8 protein-coding genes are annotated in these 24,570 nt (G+C 72.2%); all 8 read left to right on the top strand.

Features of this window, described 5'->3' with window-relative positions:
* Window positions 1-281 precede the first annotated feature (281 nt).
* The 8 genes from ACZ6YV_RS31145 (at window position 282) to ACZ6YV_RS31110 (ending at window position 24,567) form a co-directional block, all read left to right on the top strand.
* Window positions 282-3,671: a non-ribosomal peptide synthetase gene (locus ACZ6YV_RS31145; RefSeq protein ID WP_465513004.1), complete on the top strand. Its 3,390-nt coding sequence runs from the start codon at window positions 282-284 to the stop codon at window positions 3,669-3,671.
* Window positions 3,668-7,126 (top strand): acyl carrier protein, encoded by a 3,459-nt coding sequence (locus tag ACZ6YV_RS31140; RefSeq protein WP_465513003.1) that lies wholly within the window; start codon window positions 3,668-3,670, stop codon window positions 7,124-7,126. The genes ACZ6YV_RS31145 and ACZ6YV_RS31140 overlap by 4 nt, the downstream gene beginning before the upstream one ends.
* A 10-nt stretch (window positions 7,127-7,136) precedes the next feature.
* On the top strand, window positions 7,137-12,467 hold the full coding sequence (locus ACZ6YV_RS31135; protein ID WP_465513002.1) for a type I polyketide synthase: 5,331 nt from the start codon (window positions 7,137-7,139) through the stop codon (window positions 12,465-12,467).
* Between the two features lie 140 nt (window positions 12,468-12,607).
* Window positions 12,608-15,646, top strand: coding sequence for a non-ribosomal peptide synthetase (locus ACZ6YV_RS31130; protein ID WP_465513001.1), 3,039 nt, complete (start codon window positions 12,608-12,610; stop codon window positions 15,644-15,646).
* Entirely contained in the window at window positions 15,643-21,075 is a 5,433-nt protein-coding gene (locus ACZ6YV_RS31125; protein ID WP_465513000.1) for a non-ribosomal peptide synthetase/MFS transporter, read from the top strand. The genes ACZ6YV_RS31130 and ACZ6YV_RS31125 overlap by 4 nt, the downstream gene beginning before the upstream one ends.
* Window positions 21,072-22,343: an ATP-grasp domain-containing protein gene (locus ACZ6YV_RS31120; RefSeq protein ID WP_465512999.1), complete on the top strand. Its 1,272-nt coding sequence runs from the start codon at window positions 21,072-21,074 to the stop codon at window positions 22,341-22,343. The genes ACZ6YV_RS31125 and ACZ6YV_RS31120 overlap by 4 nt, the downstream gene beginning before the upstream one ends.
* The gene (locus ACZ6YV_RS31115; RefSeq protein WP_465512998.1) at window positions 22,340-23,617 is read left to right on the top strand and encodes an ATP-grasp domain-containing protein; all 1,278 of its coding nucleotides are present in this window, start codon (window positions 22,340-22,342) and stop codon (window positions 23,615-23,617) included. The genes ACZ6YV_RS31120 and ACZ6YV_RS31115 overlap by 4 nt, the downstream gene beginning before the upstream one ends.
* Window positions 23,614-24,567 (top strand): TauD/TfdA family dioxygenase, encoded by a 954-nt coding sequence (locus ACZ6YV_RS31110; RefSeq protein ID WP_465512997.1) that lies wholly within the window; start codon window positions 23,614-23,616, stop codon window positions 24,565-24,567. Before ACZ6YV_RS31115 ends, ACZ6YV_RS31110 begins: the two co-directional genes overlap by 4 nt.
* Window positions 24,568-24,570: the final 3 nt, after the last annotated feature.

The following is a 24,570-nucleotide window of genomic DNA, read 5'->3' as shown; positions in this document are numbered from 1 at the left end:
GGTCGAAAATTCGGGCATGAAATGTCGTCCAGGTCGCCGATTGGGCTGGAAGACGTGGGTTGCTGCAACGTATGGTCCAAGATCGATGAGCCATCAGGACTAAATCAGCGGTATTCGTATTCCTCGGCGCGGCCGGTCGTCTTAACCTTGCGTGATTCTTCACCTGAATGGTCACTGGGGAGCAAGATGAAGTCCACGCCGTTGTTGTCGTGCGCCCGAAATACCTCGGAGCGACTGCTCGCCGCCCGATGACACAAGCCGGCTGCGTCAGCCGATTCGACATGCACGCCCGGCAATCGCCCGACCGGATCGCGGTCTTCGAGCACGGCACAGGGCTCACCTACGCCGGGCTCGCCGGGCTCGCGGGCGGCCGCGCGCTGAGGTTGCGCGACGCCGGTGTCCAGCCGGGGGAGCGGGTCGGGCTCGTCACCGGGCACGGCAGCGCCGCGATCGCGGCGATCCTCGGCACCCTCGCCGCGGACTGCGCCTACGTCCCGCTGGACCCGACCTTCCCTCTGGAGCGTCTCGAGTACCAGCTCGCGGCCGCGCGGGTGACCGCCGTGCTCGCGGATCCGGAGTACGTCGAGCTGGCCGAATCCTTGTGCCGCACCGGGTCCGTGCGGCTCGTGCGTTCGGGCACGGAGACCGCGCCGCTCCCGGTGCCCGAATCCGATCCGGACAGCGCGGCGTACGTGCTGTTCACCTCCGGGTCCACCGGCCGGCCGAAAGCCGTCGCGCAGACCCACCGCAACCTCCTGCACGTCGTCGACAACCAGATCGCCGCGCTCGGCATCACCGCGGCCGACAGGCTCAGCCTGCTCGCGTCGTTCGGCTTCGACGCGGCGATCCCGGACCTCTACCCGGCGCTGCTCACCGGCGCCGCGCTCGTGCCGATCGATCTGCGCGCGCACGGCCTCGCCCACGCCGCGCGCGCGCTGGCCCGGTACGACGTGACCGTCTACCACTCGACGCCCACGGTCTACCGGCACCTGCTCGACGTCCTCGGCGAGAGCGGCCTCCCGTCCGTGCGGACCGTGCTGCTCGGCGGCGAGCAGGCGACCCACGCCGACGTCCGCCGTGGCCGGTTCGCGCCGGAGTGCGTGTTCGTCAACGGTTACGGCGCCACCGAGGTGACTTTCGCGGCGCACTACCGGACGACCGCCGCCGAGCTGGACCCGGACGCCGACGGGCCGCTGCCGATCGGGCGCGGGCTGCCGGGCTTCACGCTCGCCGTGCTGGACAGCGGTGAACTCGAAGTGCGCGGGCAGCACCTCGTCGACGGCTACCTCGACCAGCCGAGCCCGGCTTTCGGGGTGACAGCCGACGGCGGCCGCCGCTACCGGACCGGTGACCTCGGCAGACTGCTGCCGGACGGGAACCTCGTTTGCCTCGGCCGGATCGACAGGCAGGTCAAGGTCCGCGGCTTCCGGGTGGAGCTGACCGAGATCGAGGCCCGGCTCGCCGAACAGCCCGGCGTGGCCGAAGCCCGCGCGATCGTGCGCGACGGCGACCTGCTCGCCTACGTGACCGCGGCCGGCCCACGTCCGGACGGCCGGGTGCTGCGGGCCGCGCTGGCGGACGTCCTGCCCGGCTACTCGGTACCCGCGGCCGTTGCGGTCCTGGACGATTTTCCCCTGACCGTCACCGGAAAACTCGACGAACTGGCGCTTCCGGACCCGCGGGCGGCCGCGACCGTCCCGGCCGAGCGGCTGACCCCGGCCGAGGAACGCGTGCACCGGATCTGGTGCACGGTGCTGGGCCGTGACCGGGTCGGGCGCACCGAGGCGTTCTTCGACGCCGGTGGCGACTCGCTGCGGCTCGGGCGGGTGCAGGCGCGGCTGGCCGACGAGTTCGGGGCGGACGTCCCGCTGCTCGCCCTGTTCGAGCGCACGACGATCGCCGGGCAGGCCGCCTGGCTCACGGAGTCCACTTCGGACACTCAGCCGTCTGTCACCGCGGAGGAGCAGGCCGGGGATCTCATCGCCGTCGTCGGGCTGGCCTGCCGGTTCCCCGGCGCGCCGGACGCCGCCTCGTTCTGGTGGAACCTCTGCGCGGGTGTCGACTCGATCCACGACTACGCCGACGACGAGCTGGCGGCGCTGGGCATCGGGCCGGGCCTGCGTGCCGACCCGGCGTATGTGCGGGCGGGTGGCCGGATCGAGGGTGTCGAGGAGTTCGACGCCGGGTTCTTCGGGTTCACCGCCGACGAGGCCGCGCGGACCGACCCGCAGCACCGGCTTTTCCTCGAAACGGCGTGGCAGGCACTCGAAGACGCGGGGCGCGACCCCGCCGCCGAGACCGGGCCTGTCGGGGTGTTCACGGCCACCTCGGTGAACCGCTACTTCCTGTTCCACCTGTTCGGCAATCCGGCGGTGACCGGCGACGTCGACCCGGACGATTGGGAGGGGCGGCTGACCGGCCGCCAGCTCACCGACCACCTGCCCGGCCAGGTCGCCTACCGGCTCGGGCTGACCGGGCCGGCGATAGCCGTGCAGAGCGCGTGCTCCAGTTCGCTCGCGGCGGTGGCGTTGGCCGCGCAGAGCCTCGCGGACTACCGGTGCGACGTCGCGCTGGCCGGCGGGGCGAGTGTGACGTGGCCCCGGTACCGCAGCGGCGGGCTCGCCTCGCCGGACGGCCGGTGCCGCGCGTTCGACGTCGACGCGGCGGGCGCCGGGTTCAGTTCGGGCGCCGGGGTGGTCGTTCTGCGGCGGCTGGCGGACGCCCTCGCCGATCGCGACCACGTCTACGCCGTACTTCCCGGCTGGGCGATCACGAACGACGGCCCCGACCGCGCGGGCTACGCAGTGCCGGGACCAGCAGGGCAGGCGGCCGCGGTGGCCGAGGCGCTGGCCGTCGCGGAGGTCGCCCCGGACGAGGTCGCGCTGCTCGAAGCCCACGGCAGCGGAACCCCGCTGGGCGACGCGATCGAGGTGGCCGCGCTCAACCGCGTCTACCGGGACGCGCCGCCGGAAACGTGCGCGCTGGGCTCGGTGAAGACGAACATCGGGCACCTCGACACGGCGGCCGGAATCGCAGGGTTGATCAAGGCCGTGTTGTCCGTGCGGCACGGTGTCATCCCGCCGAGCCTGCACTTCACGGCCCCGCACCCGGAGGCCGACCTCGCGGGTGGCCCCTGGTACGTCCCGGCGAAGGCCACCGACTGGCCCGTCCGCGAGCGGCGGGTGGCCGGGGTCAGCTCGTTCGGTATGGGCGGCACGAACGTGCACATGATCGTGGCGGAGGCCCCTGCCGTCCCACCACGGCTCGAGGCGAGCGGTCCGTTCGTACTGCCGGTTTCCGCGCGTGACGCGAAAGCGTTGCGCGAGGCGGTGTCCCGGCTGCGCGAGCGGCTCGCCACGGACGCGCCGGACCTCGGGGACGCGGCGTACACGCTTTCGGTCCGGCGGGCGTTCGCGTGCCGGGCCGCCGTGGTGGCGGACTCGGTCGCGTCGGCTGTCGCCGCACTCGACGCGTTGCTGGAGAACGGCACCGACGTCGAGGGCCCGGCCGGGGCGATGCGGGACCTGGCTGCCCACTGGGCCGGAGGCGGCGAAGTCGAGTGGGTCGCGGGCGGTGAACCGGGCCGCGTCCCGTTGCCGGGTTATCCGTTCCAGCGGGAGCGGCACTGGATCGACCCACTGCACACATCCGACCAGGGGAGCCCTCGGTGACCGACACCTTGCCCGTCGCGGGCGGCCATGGCCCGCCACTGTCCTATCCGGACACCACGCTCACCGGGCTGATCCTCGCCCAGGCCACGCGCACCCCGGACGCTGTCGCCGTCCGGCAGGGTGACACCCGGCTCACCTACCGCGAACTGGTCGCGTCGGCGACCGGCGTCGCCCGGCTGCTGCGGGCCAGGGGCGCCGGGCCCGGCACCCGCGTCGGCGTCTGCGCCGACCGGCGGCCGGAGCTGATCTCGACCGTCGTGGGCGTACTGCTGTCCGGTGCCGCCTACGTGCCGCTCGAACCCGGCGGCCCCAAGGCGCGGCTGGCCGAGATCGCCGCGGACGCCAGGGTCTCCCTTGTCGTCGGTAATCGCGCGCGGGCCGAATTCGGTGCCACGGAGGGTATCGAGGCGCTCGACGTGCCCCCGCCCGCGGACGGGCCCGTCGAATGCCCCGCCGGGCCGGACGACCTCGTCCACCTCCTCTTCACCTCCGGGTCCACCGGCCGCCCCAAGGGCGTGCTGACCAGTCACCGCAACGTGGTCGCGTTCGTCTCCGGGTTCGCCGCCGCCTTCGGGTTCCGGCCCGGCACCCGGACGCTCGGCCTCTCCTCACTCGCCTTCGACGCCTTCACCATGGACGTGTTCGTCCCGCTGGCGCACGGCGGATCGGTCCAGCTCGCCGGCGCCGCCGACCGGGCCGACCCCGAACGGCTGCGGCGGTTCATCGTCGAGCACGACGTCGAGTGGGGCTTCGCCACGCCGACGCTGCTGTCCATGGTGGACCCCGCGACCGTTCCCGGCTGGCGCGTCGTCGCCTGCGGTGGCGAGCAGGTGCCCGCGGACCTCGCCGCGCGCTGGCTGCCGGGCCGTCGGTTCTTCAACCTCTACGGCCCGACCGAGACCACCGTGGTGGTCGTCGCCGACGAGGTCACCGGCCTCCCCGCCGACCCGCTGCCGCTCGGCCGCCCGATGCCGAACCACCGGGCGTACGTCGTGGACGCCGAACTGCGGCCGGTCGCGCCCGGCGAGATCGGCGAGCTGCTCGTCGGCGGTCCGGGCCTCGCACATGGCTACCTCGGCAGCCCGGAGCTGACCGCCGCGAGGTTCGTCGACGACCCGGACACGCCGGGGGAGCGGCTCTACCGCACCGGCGACCTGGCCCGCGAGCTGCCCGACGGCCGTCTCGAGTTCGCCGGCCGCGCCGACCGGCAGGTGAAGGTCCGCGGCCAGCGGATCGAGCTGGGCGAGGTGGAGGCCGCGCTCACGACTCACCCGGACGTCGACGCCGCCGCCGTGGTCGCCGTTTCCGGGCCTGCGGGCACCCGGCTGGTGGCCTTCCTGGCACCGGCGTCCGCACCGTCCGATGTGGACGCACTCGGCCGGGACAGGCTCACCGCGGCGATGCGCCCGGCCGCGGTCCGGGTGCTCGACGGCCTGCCGGTCAACCCGGTCTCCGGCAAGATCGACACGCCCGCGCTGCGCGACCTGGCCGAAGCGGCGCTGGCGGGACAACAGGAGGACCTCGGTCCGCTCGGCACCCCGGCCGAACGCGCGGTCGCGGCCATCTGGCGTCGAGTGCTCGGCGACGGCGCGGGGACGGATTTCCTGGCTTCGGGCGGGAACTCGATCGCCGCGATGCGCCTGGTCGCGGCGCTGCGGGCGGAGCTGGCCGCGGACGTCGCCACCGACGACGTCTTCGCCGGCGGCACACTTGACGGGCTCACCCGGCGGGTCGCGGCCGCGTCGCCGCTGACCGGGCCGGGGCTGACCACCGGGCACGCGCCCGCCCTGTCCCCGCAGCAGTGGCGGATGTGGTTCCTCGACCAGCTCGCCCCGGACGCCGCGCCGTACAACATCGCGATGGCCTTCCGGTTGACCGGCGCGCTGGACGTCGACGCGCTGCGCCACGCCTTGCGCGCGGTCGCCGAGCGGCACGACGTGCTCCGCTGGCGGATCCGCGCCGTCGACGGCGCGCCGCTGGCGGATCGTCTGCCGCCGGAAGACGTTCCGCTGCCGGTGGCGCCGGTGACCGAGGACGGTCTGCGGGCCCGGCTGGCCGCCGACGCCGCGACGCCGGTGCACCTCGACCGCGAGGCTCCCTGGCGCGTGCGGCTCTACCGGCTCGGCGAGACGGAGCACGTGCTCGGCTTCACGCTGCATCACGCGGTGTTCGACGGCTGGTCGCAGGACCTGCTGTGTGCCGACCTGTCGGCGGCCTACCGGGGCGAGCCGCTGCCACCGCCGGTGGCGTCCTATGCGGACTACGCGGTGTGGCGGGCCGGACGCGACGAACGCCGGGAGGCCGTCGATGTCGCCTGGTGGACCGGACATCTCACCGGTGCACCGTCCACAGTGGATATTCCGCGTGACCGGCCCCGCCCGCTCGTGCAGACCTACCGGGGCGCGAGCCTGCGTCAGTCCTTTCCGGACGGTTCCGCCGAGTCGGTCCGGGCACTGGCCGCCCGCACCGGCACGACACGTGCCGGGGTGCTGCTCGCCGCGTTCGGCCAGCTGCTGCGGCGGCTCACCGGCGCGACCGACCACCTGGTCGCCACGGTCGTCGCGGACCGGCAACTCGCCGAGTGCCAGGAGGTCGCGGGGTTCTTCGTGGACATCGTGCCGGTGCGGCTGCGGGCCGACGACGCCGCGGACTTCGTCACGCACGTCCGCGACGGTGGCGCGGAACTCCTCGCCGCGACAGCGCATCCGGCCGCGCCGGTCGAGCGGCTCGTCGAGGCGCTCGGCGTGCCCCGTGATCCCGCGCAGGCCCCGCTCGTGCAGGTGATGTTCAACGTCCTGAACTTCGCCGAGCCGCGGCTGGACCTGCCCGGCGTGGCCTCGGCGTGGCTGCCGGTCGACAAGCCGGGGTCGCCGTTCGACCTCACGGTGTACGTCCACGACGACGGCGTCGAACTGCTGTACAACCCGGACCTGTTCGACCACGCCCGGATGGCCGGTCTCGCCGAGGACTACGTCGCTCTGCTCGGCGCGCTGGCCGCGGCGCCCGACGCGCCGGTCGGGACGAGCGTGCCGGAACTGCCGCGGGCGGGCGTCCGCACCGCCGCGCCTGCCGCGACAGCCCGCCTCCAGGCACGGCCGCCGTCGGTGGCCGTGGACCCGGCGGCGCTCGCCGTGACCGAGGCCGTGATCGCTCGTGCCTGGTGCGATGTCCTGGACGTCGCCGAAGTCGGGCACACCGACAACTTCTTCGACGTGGGCGGGCATTCGCTCGCCCTGGCCAGGGTGCACGCCCAGATCACCGCCCGGCTCGCCCGCCGGATCCCGATGGTCGACCTGTTCAGCCACCCCACCGTCCGCGCCCTCGCCGTGCACCTGCACTCCGGCGGCGCCGCCGGCCCGGAACTGGCCCGCGCCGCCGAGCGCGTCGCCGCCCGCCGAGGCCGCATCCAGACCAGAAGACCCCGCCGCACCACCGGCCCGGCCGGCCTCGAATAGGAGCACCACCGTGAACCACCTCCCCGAAACCGGCACCGGCGATCCCGGAGCCGAACCGATCGCGATCGTCGGACTGGACGTGCGCGTGCCCGGCGCGCGGGACGCGCGGCAGTTCTGGCGCAACCTCGTCGACGGCGTCGAGTCGATCGTGCCCGCCACCCGCGAGGAGATGATCGCCCGCGGTGCCGAACCGGCCACTGTGGACGATCCGAGCTGGGTGAACGCCACCGCCGTCGTCGACGGCTTCGACGAGTTCGACGCGGAACTGTTCGGCATGACCAGCCGCGAGGCCGAGATCACCGACCCGCAGCATCGGCTGTTCCTCCAGTCGTGCCACGCCGCGCTGACCGACGCGGGCTACGACCCGGCCCGCTTCGACGGCGCGATCGGCGTCTACGGCGGGTCCGGGGGCACCGGCTACCTGAAGGAGAACCTGCTGCGCAACGAGCGGATCCTCGCCTCGCAGCACGGCGGTATCGGCATCTCGACCGGCAACCAGCCGAGCTACCTGACGACCTCGGTGTCGTACAAGCTCGACCTGCGCGGCCCGAGCCTCGCGGTGTTCACCGCCTGCTCGACGTCCCTGGTCGCGGTGCACCTGGCCTGCGAGGCGCTGCGCAACGGCGAGTGCGACATGGCCTTGGCAGGCGGGGTCAACCTCGAGATGCCGCACGGCATCGGTTACATGGGCGTCGAAGGCTTCACCTCGCCGGACGGCCACGTGCGCGCGTTCGACGCCGACGCCAACGGCACGGTCTGGAGCAGCGGCATCGGGGTCGTGCTGGTGAAGCGGCTGTCGCAGGCGATCGAGGACGGCGACCACATCCGGGGCGTCGTGCTGGGCAACGCGATCAACAACGACGGCGCCACCAAGGTCGGCTTCTCCGCGCCCAGCGTGTCGGGGCAGACGGAGGCTGTCGCGCAGGCCGTCGGCATGGCCGGTGTCGATCCGCGCACCATCGGCTACGTCGAGGCGCACGGCACCGGCACCGCGCTGGGCGACCCGATGGAGATCAGCGCACTGTCCACTGTGTACGGGAACGGCGTCGCGGACACCGGCTGGTGCGCGATCGGCTCGGTGAAGTCCAACATCGGCCACCTGTCGCAGGCGGCAGGCGTGGTCTCGTTGATCAAGGCCGTGCTCGTCATGGAGCACGGGCTGATCCCGCCGACCATCAACTACGAAGAACCCAACCCGGGTATCGACTTCCCGGCGAGCCCGTTCTATCCCGCGCGCGGGGTGACGAAGTGGGAGGCGGGCCAGGCGCCGCGGCGGGCCGGCGTCAGCTCGTTCGGCGTCGGCGGCACCAACGCGCACGTCGTGCTGGAGGAGGCGCCGATCCTCGAGCGGTTCCGGACGCCGCACCCGGCGCATCTGTTGCGGGTGTCGGCCAACACCGCGGAAGCGCTCTCTGCCGCGGTCGACGGGCTGGCCGAGCGGCTGGCGGAGGACGTCGATCTCGATCTCGCCGACGTGGCCCACACCCTGGCCGCCGGGCGCACCGAGTACCCGCACCGCGCGGTCGTCGTCGCCCGTGACCCGGAGGACGCGATCGACGGGCTGCGGGATCCCCGGCGCCTCGTGTCCGCACAGGCGGGGGAGACGAACGTGGCGTTCCTCTTCCCCGGGCAGGGTTCCCAATACGCCGGGATGGGCGCCGAGCTCTACGAGGCCGAGCCGGTGTTCGCCGCGACCGTCGACGAGTGCCTGCGGCTGCTCGAATCCGAGCTGCCGGAGCTACGCGACCTGATCTTCTCCTCCAGTGGTGAGAAGGCGCTGCGGGAAACCCGCGTGACCCAGCCCGCGCTGTTCGTCGTCGAGTACGCGCTGGCGAAGCTGTGGCAGAGCTGGGGCGTGCGGCCCGCGGCGATGATCGGTCACTCGGTCGGCGAGTACGTCGCCGCCACCGTCGCCGGGGTCTTCACCCTGCCCGACGCGCTGAACCTGGTCGCCACGCGCGGCCGCCTGATGCAGTCGATGCCCGCCGGGGCGATGCTGGCCGTCCAGCTCGACGAGGAGAGCGTCGCCACGCGGCTGCCGGGCACTCTCGCGGTCGCCGGGGTGAACGGGCCCGGCACGTGCGTCGTGGCCGGGCCGTCGGACGCGGTCGCGGACTTCGCGGCGACGCTCAAGGCCAGCGGCGTGCAGTGCCGCGAACTGGTGACCTCGCACGCGTTCCACTCGCCGATGATGGACCCGATCCTCGCCGAGTTCACCGAGGCCGTCGCCGCCGTCGAGGCCGTCGCGCCCGAGCTGCCGTTCCTGTCGAACGTCACCGGCGACTGGATCACCGATGCTCAGGCGATCGACCCCGCCTACTGGGCCTCGCATCTGCGTCAGGCGGTCCGGTTCGGCGACTGCGTCAAGTCTCTGTTCGAGCGCGGCGGCCACTGGGCGCTCGTCGAATGCGGCCCGGGTCATCAGCTGTCCGGGCTGGCCCGCGGCCAGGTCCCCAAGGGAATGCCCGCGCCGCAGCCGAGCCTGCCGGGCCGTACCGAGCGGATCGGCGACGTCGAAACCCTGTATGGCGCCGCCGGTCTCTTGTGGACGAACGGGGTTTCCCTCCAGGCGCGGATGTTCGGCGCGCCCGGCCACCGGGTGCCGCTGCCCGGCTATCCGTACGCGAGCAAGCGGTACTGGGTCGACCCGGACCCGGTCACGGCCACCCAGCCCGCGCGGTCGACCGGTCCGCTGCCGCTGGCCGAGTGGTTCGCGGTCCCGGCGTGGCGACAGGCGGAACCGGACCTGAGACGCGAGCCCTTCGCGAACGCGCTCGTCTTCGCCGCCGACGCCGTCCTGCCCGGACTGCTGCGGGACGCGGGTGTGACCGTCACCGAGGTGCGTCCGGGCGACGGGTTTACCGCGTCGGAGACCGGATTCACCGTCCGGCCCGGCGTGCGCGAGGACTATGACGCGCTCGTGTCCGCGCTGCCCACCCGGCCCGAACGAGTCGTGCACGCCTGGACGCTGGCCGGGGACGAACGCGGCATGGCCGCCCAGGACCACGGGTTCTTCAGCCTGCTCAACCTCGTCCAGGCCTGGGGTGAGCCGGTGCGGATCGATGTGGTGAGCACCGGCACCGCCGACGTCACCGGCACCGACCTGACCCGCCCCGAGCACGCGACCCTCGCCGGTATCGCCCGGGTGGTGCCGCTGGAGGTCCCGGGCACTGTGGTGCGCCGGATCGATGTCGACCGCCAGCAGGACGCCGTCGCCGAGCTGTTCCGCCCGGCCGACGCGGCGGCCGAGGTCGCGCTGCGGACCGGCCGTCGCTGGGTGCTGGATTACACCCAGCTCGAACTGCCCGCGACCGCCGAGCCGGTGTTGCGGGATGGTGGCCGGTACCTGATCACGGGCGGGACCGGCGGCATCGGCATCACGCTCGCCGAGGACCTCGCCCGCCGGGTGCGGGCGAAGCTCGTGCTGCTCGCCCGCGCCGGGCTGCCGCCGCGGGCGGAGTGGGACGCGCACCTCGCCGCGCACGGCGGCACCGACCGCGCCGGGCGCACGATGCTCGCCGTGCGACGGATGGAGGCCGCAGGCGCGGTGGTGCACGTCGTCGCCGCCGACGTCACCGACGCGGCGCGGCTGCGTGAGGTGCGTGAGCTGGCCGAGCGCGAGTTCGGCGGCCTCGACGGGATCGTGCACGCCGCAGGTATGCCCGGCGGCGGCGTCGCCGAGGTGAAGGAGCGGGCCGCGGCCGAGGCCGTGCTGGCCCCGAAGATCGCCGGGACGCTGGCTCTGGCGGAGGCGTTCGCCGACCTGCCGATGGACTTCGTCGCGCTGTGCTCGTCGATCACCGCGGTGGTCGGCGGCATCGGACAGGTCGATTACTGCGCCGCCAACAACTTCCTCGACGCCTACGCGCGGGGCGGTCACGGCTGGCGGGCGCGGCTCGTCTCGCATGCCTGGGGTGGCTGGGACGAGGTCGGCATGGCCGCGGAGGTGGCCGCGCCGACCACGATCCGCACCGCCCGGTCGCGGGCCCTCGGCCCGGTCGAGCACCCCGTGCTCACCACGCGCACCGAGGACGGCGCGCACGGGCTGGTCTCGGCGGCCACGCACTGGCTGCTCGACGAGCACCGGATCGCCGGGGTGCCGGTGATCCCGGGTACGGGACATCTGGAGACCGTCCGCGCGGCGGTGGCCGCGGCGCTGCCGAAGCCCGGTGACGGGCACGTCGTCGAGCTGCGGGACGTCGCGTTCCTGGAGCCGTTCGGCGTCCCGGACGGTGCCACCGCGGAGTACCGCGTGGAGTTCGACGGCGACGACTTCACCGTGACCAGTCACGTCGCCGGCGCGAGCCGGACCCACGTGCGCGGATCCGCCGGGTGGGTCGCGGCCGGGTCTGCGTCCATTGTGGACATTGAAGCGGTGACAGGGCGGACCGAGCCGATCGACGACGGGAACGGCTTCGGCACCGGCCGCACCAGCATGGTCACCTTCGGCCCGCGCTGGGCGGCGCTGCGAGAACACCGCATCGGCGCACAGGAGGAACTGGCCACGATCACGACTCCCGAGGCGGCGGCGGGCGACGTCGGCGCGTGGGGGCTGCACCCGGCGCTGCTGGACGTCGCGACCGCGTTCGGCCGCGGCCGGGGGAGTGGCACCTACCTGCCGATGAGCTACGGCCGGATCGTCGTGCACGACGCGCTTCCGGCGAGCTTCCGCAGCCACCTGCGCTACCGCGAGTCCGGCGGCGACCAGGTGGTGGCGGCAGACCTCTCGCTGTGCGACGAGACCGGCCGGGTGCTCGTCACGATCGAGGACTTCGTGCTGCGCCAGGTCGATCAGGACGCCGTGGGCGGCAGCCTTTCGGCACCCGCAAAGGCCACAGCGTCCACGGTGTCCACTGTGGACAAGACGTCGACCGGGATCCGGCCGGTGGACGGCGCCGAGGCGTTCGTCCGGGCGCTGGCCCCCGGCCTCGGTGGGCAGGTGGTGATCACCACCCTGCCGGTGCGGGAGCTGATCGAGCATCGGGTCAGCGCCGAGGAGCTGGACGAACCCGGCGAAGCGCCGGTGAAGGTGTCGGAGGACGACTACGTCGCCCCGCGCACCGAGCTGGAAGCCGAGATCGCCCGCCAGTGGACCGAGCTGCTCGGCGTGGAGAAGATCGGCGTGCACGACGACTTCTTCGCCCTCGGCGGCAACTCGCTGGTCGCCATCCAGCTCATCGCCCAGGTGCGCAAGGCCACCGGCACGCGGCTGGCGATGAAGACGCTGTTCGAAGCGTCCACAGTGGCCACTCTGGTCGAGCGGATCGAGGAGCTGCGCGCCGGCAAAGCCGAGGCGCCCGCCGAATCCGCCCGGACCACCATCCCCAAGCTCGAGCGCTGAGCCCGTTGGCGGATTCGGGCCGGGTGGGCCTCGGCGGTCGGCTCGACATGTTCGCCATCCGCCACACCGCACACCAGCCAGGCCGGCAGCCGAGACCCCGTCGGGTCGCGGACTCCTCAAAAGACACTGAACAGGAAATCATGAGCGACACGAAGGAATGGACGTTCCCGGCCTCGTTCGGGCAGGAGCGGATCTGGCTGTCCGGCCAGCTCGACCCGGCGTCCCCGGTGTACAACCTGCACTGCCAGGCCCGGCAGGACCGCCCGCTGACCGCGGCGCAGTGGCGCACCGCGCTCGGCGTCATCGTCGGGCGGCACGAGGCGCTGCGCACGTCGTTCCGCATGGACGGCGGCGCGCTCGTGCAGGTGGTGCACGCCGAGGTGCCGATCGAGCCCGAGGTGCACGACCTGCGGGACCTGCCCGCAGACATCCGCGGTGACCGGCTCGCCGAACTCGTCGGTGGTGTGTCGCGCGAGGCCATCCCGCTCGATTCGCCGCCGCCGTGGCGGGCCCAGGTGTGTCGCATGGCCGACGACGAGTGGGTGCTCACGTTCGTCGTGCACCACACCGTGTTCGACGCCGCCTCGGTGCTGGTACTGGGGGCCGAGCTGAGCGAGGCGTGCGACGCCGTGTTCGAGGGCCGCGAGCCGAAGCTGCCCGAACTGACCATCCAGTATCCGGACTATTCGGCCTGGCAGCGCGGGCAGCTCGAAACGTCCAGTGAACAGCTGGACTACTGGCGGACGCAGCTCGCCGGGCTGCCGCCGGTGCACGGCCTGCCCACCGACCGGCCGCGGCCGGCGGAGCTGACGTTCACCGGTGACCAGGTGGACTTCGCCCTTCCGGACGGACTGATCGACCGGGTCGGCGAGCTGAGCCGGGAGCTCTCGGCGTCGCCGTTCATGGTGCTGCTGGCCGGCTACGCGGCACTCCTGTCGCGACTGTCCAGAGTGGACGACATTGTCGTCGGCGTCCCGGTCGCCGGTCGCGACCTTCCCGAGCTGGCCGACCTGATCGGCATGTTCGTCAACCAGATGGCCGTGCGGGTCGACTGCTCGGGCGCACCCGCGTTCACCGAGCTGGTCAGCCGGGTCCGGACCACGCTGCTGGAGGCGATCGACCACAGCCAGGTGCCGTTCCAGGCGGTCGCCGAGGCGGCCGTCGCCGAGCGCGACCCCGGCGTGCAGGCGCTGTATCAGCTCGGGTTCAACTTCCTGCCCGACTCGGGGCTGGAGCCGGTCCGCTCGGCCACCGCGAAGGACGACATCGCGATCGACCTGACCGCCGTGGACGGCAGGCTCGTCTACCGCACCGACCTGTTCGACCGCGAGACCGCCGAAGCCATGGCCGAGCGGTACCTGCGGCTGCTGACCGCGGCGCTGGCGGATCCGGCCCGGTCGGTCGCGGACCTGCCGCTGCTGTCGGACGCCGAGCGCGAGCTGGTCCTGACCGGCTGGAACTCGACGGAAGTGTCCACTTCGGACATTAAAACCGTGCCCGCCAGGTTCGAGGCCCAGGTCCGGCTGACCCCGGACGCGCCCGCCGTCGACCTCGGCGGGGTTCGCCTGACGTACGCCGAGCTGAACGCGCGAGCCAACCGTGTCGCACACCGGCTGCGCGAACTGGGTGCCGGTCCCGGCGCCGTCGTCGGCGTGTGCGTGCCGAATTCGGCGGACCTGCTGACCGGTGTGCTCGGGGTGCTGAAGAGCGGCGCGGCCTACGTCCCGCTCGACCCGGCCAACCCGGCCCCCCGGCAGGCGCTGATCCTCGCCGACGCGGGCGCCCCGTTCGTGCTGGTCACCGGCGCGTCCACAGTGGACAGCAAGACGCTGGCTCTGGACGACCCGGCCGAGTGGTCCACCGCGGCCACCGAAGACCCGGAACCGGCGGCAGGGCCGGGCGACGTCGCCTACGTGATCTACACGTCGGGCTCGACAGGGCGGCCCAAGGGCGTCGAGGTCGAGCACCGGGCCGTCGACACGTACCTGGCGTGGGCGCGCGAGGCCTACCCCGGTCTGGCCGGACGGGCGTTGCTGCACACGTCGGCGTCGTTCGACCTCACCGTGACGACGCTGCTCGGCACCCTCACCGCCGGGGGCGCGGTGGTCGACGGCGGCCGCCCGACGTTCGTCAAGGCGACTCCGACGCACCTCGCCGTCCTCGCCGAGGAGCTGTTCCCGACGGGTGAGCTGGTGCTCGGTGGCGAAGCGTTGACCGCAGAGGCCGTTCAGCCGTGGCGGGAGCGGCACCCCGGCACGCTCGTCGTCAACGAGTACGGCCCGACCGAGGCCGCTGTCGGCTGTGTCGTGCACCGGATCGAACCCGGGGACGAGCTGCCCTCCGGGCCCGTCCTGATCGGCCGTCCGGTGCCCGGCACCCGCGTGTACGTCCTCGACGAGCGGCGGCAGCCGGTGCCGCCGGGTGTCCCGGGCGAGCTGTACGTCGCCGGTCCGCAGCTCGCCCGCGGCTACCTCGGGCTGCCGGATCTGACTTCCGAGAAATTCGTCGACGGGCCGTCCGGCCGGATGTACGCGACCGGCGATCTCGCCCGCCGGCGCCGCGATGGCACGCTCGACTACCTCGGCCGCGTCGACGAGCAGGTGAAGCTGCGCGGCTACCGCATCGAGCCCGGCGAGGTCGAAGCGGCGCTGCGCGAACTGCACCAGGTGCGGGACGCGGCCGTGGCGGTCCGCGGCGAAACGCTCGTCGGCTATGTCGTCGGCAGCACCGAGGGGGTGGCCGAGGCCCTGCGGAAGACGTTGCCGGACTACCTGGTGCCAACACGGTTCGTCACGCTCGACGCGCTGCCGATGGCGGCCAGTGGCAAGCTCGACCGGGCCGCGCTGCCGGATCCCGAACCCGATGAGGCGATGGAGTACGTCGCACCCCGGACCGCGGCCGAAGAACTCGTCGCCGAGGTGCTCGGTGAGCTGCTCGGCATCGACGATCTCGGCGCGCACGACGATTTCTTCGCCCGTGGCGGCAATTCGCTGCTGGCGATCCGCGCGATGGCCCGGCTCCGCAAACAGATCGAGGTCGACATCCCGGTGCGGGGGCTGTTCACTCTCACCACCGTCGCCGGGCTCGCCGCCGAGATCGAGCGGCGGCTCGCCGAGGACCTCGACCAGCTCAGTGACGAAGAGGTCCAGCGCCAGCTGGCCGAAGGCGAGCTCTCATGACCACGATCGACGAAACCAGTGCGGCCGCGCGCCGCGCCCTGCTCGAACGGCGGCTGCGACGGCGCGCGGAGCCGGCCGCGACCATCACGCCGCGCTCCGGCGACGCCGTCGTCCCGCTGTCGTATCAGCAGGAACGCGTCTGGTTCATGGAGCAGTTCGCGCCGGGCACCGGGTCGTACCACATCCCGGTGCCGATCCGGCTGACCGGACGGCTCGACGTCGCCGCGCTTCAGTCCGCTTTGGACACTTTGCCGGTGCGGCACGAGGCGCTGCGGATGCGTTTCCCAGCCGGGGAAGACGGGCAGCCGACCGTCCATATCGAACCGTCGGTCACGGTCGCTCTATCTATTGTGGACTCTGGAAGCGAGGAAGCGGCCCGTGCCGCCGTCGACGCCGCCGCGGCCGAGACGTTCGACCTGGCCACGGGCCCGCTGCTGCGCGCGACCCTGGCCCGGGTGTCCGATGACGAGCACCTGCTGGTCTTGTGCACGCACCACATCGTGGGCGACGGCTGGTCGGTCGACCTGCTGCTGCGTGACCTCGCCGCGCAGTACCACGCTCTGAGTACCGGCGGCACGGCCGAGCTGCCCGCGCTGAGCATCGGGTACGGCGACTTCGCGCACTGGCAGCGCCGGACGCTCACCGGCGGCGAACTCGACAGGCAGCTGGAGCACTGGCGGGCGCAGCTCACCGGGGTCGAGCCCCTGGAGCTGCCCACCGACCGGCCCCGGCCCGCCAAGCAGAGCTTCGACGGCGCGATCCACGAGTTCTTCGTCGAGCGCGACCTCGCCCGTGCCCTCGGCGAGCTGAGCCGCGAGCACGGGGTCACGCTCTTCATGACCCTGCTGGCCGCCTACCAGGTGCTGCTGGCGCGGTACTCGGGCCAGGAGGACTTCGCGATCGGCTCGTCGTCGGCCGGGCGCGGCCTGCCCGAACTGGAAGGCGTGGCAGGCATGTTCATCAACATGTTGCCCCTGCGTGCCCAGCTGGCGGGCGACCCGTCGTTCACCGAGCTGCTCGAACGCACCCGGCGGCACGTGCTGGACGCTTTCGACCACGCCGACGTCCCGTTCGAGCGGCTGGTGAACGCGCTCGGCGTGCCCCGCGACGTCAGCCGCTCGCCGGTGTTCCAGGCGATGTTCGTGCTGCAGAACTACGAGATGGGCCGAATGGGCGCGGCCGGGGAGTCCGATGTGGACTTCCGCTGGCTGCCGATGGACCTGCCCGCGACGCGGTTCGACTTCGAGTTCCACGCGATCGAGGTCGAAAGCGGGCTGATCGCCAAGTTCGTGCACAACACCGCGCTGTTCACCGAGGACACGGTCGCCGGGATGGCCGGACGGCTGGTCACGCTGCTCAGCTCGATCGTCGCCGACCCGGAGAGGCGACTGTCCGAATTGGACATCCTCGACGCCGGGCAGCGAGAACTCGTCCTGGAGGGCTGGAACGCCACGACGGCCGAGTTCCCGCAGACCACGCTGCACGCGCTCGTCGTCGAGCAGGCCGCCCGGACGCCGGATGCCCCCGCGGTGACCTTCCGCGGCGAGTCGCTGACCTACCGCGAGCTGGACGAGCGGGCCAATCGGCTCGCGCACCGGCTGCGTGGCCTCGGCGTCGGACCGGGCGTGCTCACCGGGGTGTTCGCGGAGCGGTCGTTCGAGCTGGTCGTCGCGCTCCTCGGCGTGCTGAAAGCCGGTGGCGCCTACGTCCCGCTCGACCCGGAGTACCCGGCCGACCGGCTGGCGTTCATGCTGCGGGACGCTGCCGCGCCCGTTGTGCTGACGCAGGCGGCGTTGCGCGAAACGCTGGGTTTCCAGTGTGACGCGACCGTCATCGTCCTGGACGACCCTGCCGAGACGGCAGGCCAACCGGGCACCCCGCCCGAGCCGCTCGCCGGACCGGAAGACCCGGCGTACGTCATCTACACGTCGGGCTCGACCGGACAGCCGAAAGGCGTGCCCAACGGTCACCGCGGCATCGTCAACCGGCTCGACTGGATGCAGCGCGCGTACCGCCTCGACGGCACCGATTCGGTGCTGCAGAAGACCCCTGCCGGTTTCGACGTGTCGGTCTGGGAGTTCTTCTGGCCCCTGATGACCGGCGCGCGGCTCGTGCTCGCCGAGCCCGGCGGCCACAAGGACGCCGCGTACCTGCGCGAGCTGCTCGCGTCCGAAGGCATCACCACCGCGCACTTCGTGCCGTCGATGCTCACGCTTTTCCTTGCGGAACAAGGCGTCGAGACCTGCACGGCGCTGCGGAGGGTCGTATGCAGCGGCGAGGAACTGCCGCTCGACGCCGCCCGCGAGTTCACCCGGCGGCTGTCGGGATGCGAGCTGCACAACCTCTACGGCCCGACCGAAGCCGCCATCGACGTCACCTCCTGGCACTGCACGCCCGCCGCGCTCGCCGAGGTCGCGTCGGTGCCGATCGGGGCGCCGATCCAGAACATCCGGATCTACGTCCTCGACCCGGCCGGGCGGCCCTGCCCGGTCGGCGTGCCCGGCGAACTCCACATCGCCGGCGTCGGCCTCGCCCTGGGATACCACAACCGCCCGGAGCTGACGGCCGAGCGGTTCGTCCCCGACCCGTTCCACAGTGGACGGATGTACCGCACCGGCGACCTCGCGCACTGGCGCCCGGACGGGACGATCGCTTTCCTCGGCCGCATCGACCACCAGGTCAAGCTGCGCGGCCTCCGCATCGAACTGGGGGAGATCGAGACGACCTTGCGCGCCCAGCCGGGGGTGCGCGACGCCGCCGTGATCGTCCGCGAGGACACGCCGGGGGACAAGCGGCTGGTCGGGTACGTCGTCGGCGACGCCGAGCCCGGCGCGCTGCGGACGGCGCTCAAGCAGAGCCTTCCGGACTACATGGTCCCGCCGTCGTTCGTCACGCTCGACGAGCTGCCGCTCACCCCGAACGGCAAGCTCGACCGCAAGGCGCTCCCCGCTCCGGTCGCGTCCCGGGACGCGACCAAGGAACTGGTCGCGCCGTCGACCCCGGTCGAGATCCTGCTGGCCGAGATCTGGCGGGACGTGCTCAAAGTGGACGAACTGGGCGTCGACGACGACTTCTTCGACCTCGGCGGCCACTCGATGCTGGCCACGCAGGTGGTGGCGAGGATCGGCAAGGCGGACGCCGGCCAGGTCGGCGTCATGGATCTGTTCCAGCACCGCACGATCCGCGAACTGGCGTCCTTCATGGACGGTGACGACGCCGACAGGCCGCGGCACCTGCTGTACGAGCTGACCAAGCCGACGACGCAGCGGACGCTGACCTACGTCTGCTTCCCCTACGGCGGCGGCAGCGCGATCGTCTACCAGCCGCTGGCCGACGCGCTCCCGGAGGGCTACTCGCTCTACTCGGTCGCCATCCCCGGCCACGACGTCGGACTGTCCGAAGAGGCCCTGCCCTTCGACGACCTGGTCGTGCGGCTGGCCGACGAGATCCTCGACCGCGTCGACGGCCCGCTGGCCATCTACGGGCACTGTGGTGTCGGCAACGCACTCGCCGTCGCCGTCGCCCGGTTGCTGGAAGAGCGCGGCCGCGAGCTGGAGGTCGTCTACATCGGCGCGATCTTCCCGTTCGCCCGTATGAAGGGTGCGATGGGCACGCTGCGCACCCGGCTGGAGAAGCTGCGCAGCAACCGGTACTACTCGAACTGGCTCAAGGGCATGGGCGTCGACACCGACGACCTCGACCCGGCGCAGGCCGATCGGATCATCACGAACATGCGCGCCGACAGCCGCGCCGCCGAGGAGTACTTCAGCGGCCTGCTCGACGCCCGTGTGGCCAAGCTGCGCGCGCCGATCGTGTCGGTGGTCGGCTCCGAGGACCCGGTCACCGACTACTACGCCGAGCGGTACCGGGAATGGGAGTTCCTGACCGACACCACCGCGCTCGTGGTGCTCGACCGGGCCGGGCACTTCTTCCTGCGCTACCGGGCAGAAGAACTCGCGGAGATCGTCACGCGAGTGCATCCGGCACTGGACGATCCCGGCGAACTCGACGTCCGGGCCCGCGGTGAAGACGCGGCCTGGGCGGTGCACGAGACCCATCGGGCGGAAGTGGACGAGAAGCCCTCGGTGAAGCCGAGCATGGGCCGGTTCCTCACGATCACCGCAGGGCAACTGGTGTCCTCGACCGGCTCGGCGCTGACGTCGTTCGCGGTGCCGATCTGGCTCTACACCCGCACGGGCTCGGTCGCCGACCTCGGCCTGCTGTGGGCGCTCGCGCTGCTGTTCGGCGTGCTCGTCCTGCCGGTGGCGGGCGCACTGGTCGACCGCGGCGACCGGCGGCGGATCATGATCGCGGCCAGCGGCATCGCGGGCGGGATCCAGCTGATCCTGGCGTTGGTGCTGATCACCGGGCATGTCCAGCTGTGGTTGTTCTACGTGCTGATCCCGCTCGGGTCGGTGGCCGCGTCGTTCCAGCGCATCGCCTACCAGTCTTCGGTGGCGCAGCTGGTGCCTAAGCAGTACCTCGGTCACGCGATGGGCCTCGCGCAGCTGTCCACCGGTTTCGCCCAGCTGCTCATGCCGGTGCTCGCGGCCGGGCTGCTGGCGGCGATCCAGCTGTCCGGCATCCTGATCCTGGACATGGTGAGCTACGTGTTCGCGATCGTGGGCCTGCTGTTGGTGCGGTTCCCGGACATGATGGGCTGGCGCCCGCGCGAGCCGCTGCTGACGGCGATCGCGGGCGGGCTGCGGTACTCGTGGAACCACCGCGGCTTCCGCACGATGCTGCTGTACTTCGCGCTGGCGAACGTCTTCCTGGCACCCGCGCTGGTGCTGGTCTCGCCGCTCGTGCTGTCGTTCGGCTCGGTCACCGACGTCGCACAGGTGGCGCTGGCCGAGGCCCTCGGCGCGGTGGCGGGCGGGATCGGGATGGCGCTGTGGGGCGGCCCGCGGCACCGGCGGATGGTCGGCGTGCTCGCCGGCAACGTCGGGATCGCGCTCGGCAGCCTGGTGATGGGCCTGCGGCCGTCGCTGATCGTCGTCGCGGCCGGGGTGTTCCTCCTGGCCGCCGCGATGTCCGTGTCGCAGGGCATCTACGCGACGCTGGTGCAGGTCAAGGTGCCGCAGCGGTTCCACGGCCGGGTGTTCGCGATCAACCAGACGATCACGTGGTCGACGCTGCCGATCGGGTTCGCCGTGCTGGCGCCGTTGGCCGTCGGCTGGTTCTCGCCGCTGCTGGCGCCGGGCGGCGCACTGACCGGGTCGGTCGGCACCGTGCTCGGCACCGGCGAGACCCGGGGCATCGGCCTCGCCTATGTCGTCTTCGCGCTGATCCTGTTGCTGATCAACGTGGGCGGGTTCTCGCTGCGGCTGCTGCGCCGGTTCGACACCGAGGTGCCCGATTCGCTGCCCGACGACCTGGTAGGGGCGCAGGAACGGGAGCGCAAGCTCGCCGGGAAGGAGGTCGCGTGAGTACGGCGGTGCTGGTCAGAGAGGCCCGCGGACACTGGGTCGGCGAGGTCGCGCCGTCGATGCGGGCGGCCGGGCACCGCGTGGTGCTGCTCGCCCCGCCGATGGACGCGGCCGAGCGGGCCGCGCTGGCAGATGTGGTGGACGACGTCGTCGCGCTCGACGACGTCCACGACCCGGAAGCCGTCGCGGCGAAGGTCCGGGAGATCGACGGCGGCGCGCTGGCCGGGATCTTCACCGGCTCGGACGGCGCCATCGCGAGCACCGCCCGCGCCGCGGAGCTGCTCGGGGTGGCGCGCTGCCCGGCGTCGGTGTTCGCCTTGTGCGCGAACAAATTCGCCGTCCGGGAGTCCCTCGCTGCGGCCGGGCTACCGGGGCCTGCTTACGCCCTGATCTCGTCGTCCGCCGAAGCGGCGTCGGTCGCTTCGGCGGTCGGTCTCCCGGCGATCGTCAAGCCGGTCAACGGTGCGGGCAGCAATCTCGTCCGCACCGTGTCCACTGTGGATGATCTGGCGGCTGCCTACGAGCTGCTGGCCGCGCGGCTGCCCGAGTCCGCGGATCCGCGCTACCACCGTCCACTAGGGACACTGGATCCCTCGACGACGTTCCTCGTCGAAGGGTTCCTGCGCGGCCCGGAGTACGCGGTGGATGTGCTGGTCCGTGACGGCGTGGCCGAGCCTGTCGAGATCCTCGACAAGCCACTGATCGACGAGCGGAAGTTCGAGCTGGCGCTGTCGTGCCCGCCCGCCGGGCTCACCGACGACCGGGCCGAGCTGGTCACCGCCGCGGCGGTCGCCGCGGTCCGCGCGCTGGGTCTCGACAACACCTGCGCCCACGTCGAGCTGATCGACGACGTCGACCGCGGTCCGACGATCGTCGAGGTCAACGCGGGCAGGCCCGCCGGGTCGATCATGCCGCTGCTGGCGAAACTGCGCACCGGCATCGACGTGTTCGCCGAGTTGGCGGCACTCGCCGTGTGCGCTCCGCCGCCGGTGCGGGAACCCGCGAAACTGCCGATCCCACTGGGCATGCTGATCCTCTACGCGGCCGGTTCGGGCCGGTTGACGAGGATCGGCGGGCTCGACGAGATCGCAGAACTGCCCGAGGTGATCGACGTCGTCACCACCGTCTCGCCGGGACAGATACTCACCGACGAACAGGAGACCTACGCGGTCAACCTCGTCGTGGCGGGGTTCGCCGATCACGACGACCTCGCCGCCCTGCACGCGGAGGCGAGCAAGCTCGTCCGGCTCGACCTGGAGGAAGTGTGAACACCGCGTTCGTGGTCCGGGAGACCGCAGGGCAGTGGATCGCCGACGTCGTAGCCGCCGTACGCGCGACCGGCCTGCGGGCCGAGCTGGTCACCCAGCCCCTGGAACCGGCCGAGCGGGCACAGCTGACGGAACTGGTGGACGGCTTCGTCGTCGTCGACGACGTCCGTGACGCCGAAGCCGTCGCCGAGGCGATCCGGGCGCGGACCGCGAGTCCGGCCGGCGTGATGACCGCTGCCGAGGGGATCATCGCGAGCGTCGCCCGCGCGGCCGAGCTGCTCGGCGTGGCGCGCTGCCCGGCGTCGGTGTTCACCGTGACGCACAACAAGTTCGCGGTCCGGCAGGCGCTGGCCGCGGCCGGGTTGCCGGGTCCGCGCTGCGCGCTGATCGCCGCCGAGTCCGAGGCGGCATCGGTGGCTTCGGCGGTCGGGCTCCCGGCGATCATCAAGCCGGTGAACGGCGCCGCGAGCAATCTCGTGCGCACGGTGTCCACTGTGGACGAGCTGGCGGCGGCGTACCGGCTGCTGGCCGAGCGGTTGCCGCTGTCGGAGGACGCCCGGTACCACCGGCTCATCGGCGGCGGACCGGCGCCGATCGACCCGGCGAAGGTGTTCCTCGTGGAAGGCCTGCTGCGCGGTCCGGAGTACGCGGTCGACGTTCTGGTGCGCGACGGCGTCGCGGAGCCGGTGGCCGTGGTGGAGAAGCCGCTGATCGACGAGCGCAAGTTCGAGCTGGGCATGGTCTGCCCACCGCTCGAACTGTCCGAAAAGGACACCGATCGGCTGTTCGCGGCGGTGACGGCCGCCGCGCTCGCGCTGGGCCTGGACAACACCTGCGCGCACGTCGAGCTGATCGACGACGCCGAACTGGGCCCGGCGATCGTCGAGGTGAACGCGGGCCGCCCGGCCGGCGGCGCCCAACCGGTGCTGCTGAAGCTCGCGACCGGCATCGACGTCGTCGCCGAGGCCGTGTCGCTGGCACTGGGCACGCCGCCGCCCGCGCGAGGTGCGGGCCTGCCGGTGCCGGTGGGCTACCTGATCTTCTACGCCGAAGGCACCGGGCGGCTGATCCGCGTCGACGGCACCGACGAGGTCGCCGACCTGCCCGAAGTCCTGGAGGTCGTCACGATCGTGCGCCCCGGCCAACTGCTCACCGACGACCAGGAGATCTACGCGGTGAACGTGCTCGCCGCGGGGTTCGCCGACACCGAAGACCTCGCCGCGCTGCACGCCGAGGCCGCCAAACTGATCCGATTCGAACTGGAGGAATCATGACCGCCGAACTCGCGGCGAACCTCGACAGCGCCCACAGCGCTCACAACGTCGAGGGCAACGAACACACCAAGCTCACCGTGTACGCGGCCACAAGCCTGGACTGGGTGCGCGCGCACCGCGAAGCACTGCAGGACCGGCTGCGCGAGCACGGCGCGATCCTGCTGCGCGGGATGCCCGCCGACGTGGCGATGTTCAACCAGGTCACCGAGGAGATCGGCGGCTCGCTGCTGACGTATACGGAACGGTCGACGCCGAGGTCGGTGGTCGCGGGCAACATCTACACCTCGACGGAGTACCCGCCTGCCGAGTCGATCCCGATGCACAACGAGAACTCGTACTCCGCGCACTGGCCTGCTCGCCTGTTCTTCCTGTGCGACACGGCAGCCGAAACCGGCGGCGCGACGCCGATCGCCGACAGCCGCGCGATGTACAACCTGCTGCCGGCGGACTTGCGCGAGCGGTTCGCGGGCGGCGTCACCTATACCCGGGCGTTCCGCGAAGGTCTCGGGCTGACCTGGCAGGAGGCGTTCCAGACCGACGACCGCCAGGTGGTGGCGGACTACTGCGCCGCCAACGGGCAGACCTACGAGTGGACCGACGAAGGCCTCCGCACACGGCACGTGCGCCCGTCCTTTGTGGCGGAACCGCACACCGGCGCGACCGTGTGGTTCAACCAGGCCAACCTGTTCCACGTCTCGAGCCTGGGGGAGGAGGTCAGCGAGGCGCTGCTGGAGCTGTACCCCGAGGAAGACCTGCCCCGCAACGCGTCCTTCGCCGACGGCTCGCCGATCCCGGAGGCGGACCTGAACACGATCAAGGCGACGTACGACGAGGTCAGCTACGCGTTCCCGTGGCAGCCGGGCGACATCATGGTGATCAACAACATGCTGATGGCCCATGGGCGGGAGCCGTTCACGGGCAAGCGGCGGACCCTGGTCGCGATGACCTGACCC

This window comes from Amycolatopsis sp. NPDC102522, assembly GCF_055584485.1.
This window is presented reverse-complemented; position numbering and strand designations above follow the sequence as displayed.

Coding starts and splice junctions, on each gene's coding strand:
- ACZ6YV_RS31145 (WP_465513004.1), top strand. CDS start 282: ATGCACGCCCGGCAATCGCCCGACCGGATCGCGGTCTTCGAGCACGGC.
- ACZ6YV_RS31130 (WP_465513001.1), top strand. CDS start 12,608: ATGAGCGACACGAAGGAATGGACGTTCCCGGCCTCGTTCGGGCAGGAG.
- ACZ6YV_RS31125 (WP_465513000.1), top strand. CDS start 15,643: ATGACCACGATCGACGAAACCAGTGCGGCCGCGCGCCGCGCCCTGCTC.
- ACZ6YV_RS31110 (WP_465512997.1), top strand. CDS start 23,614: ATGACCGCCGAACTCGCGGCGAACCTCGACAGCGCCCACAGCGCTCAC.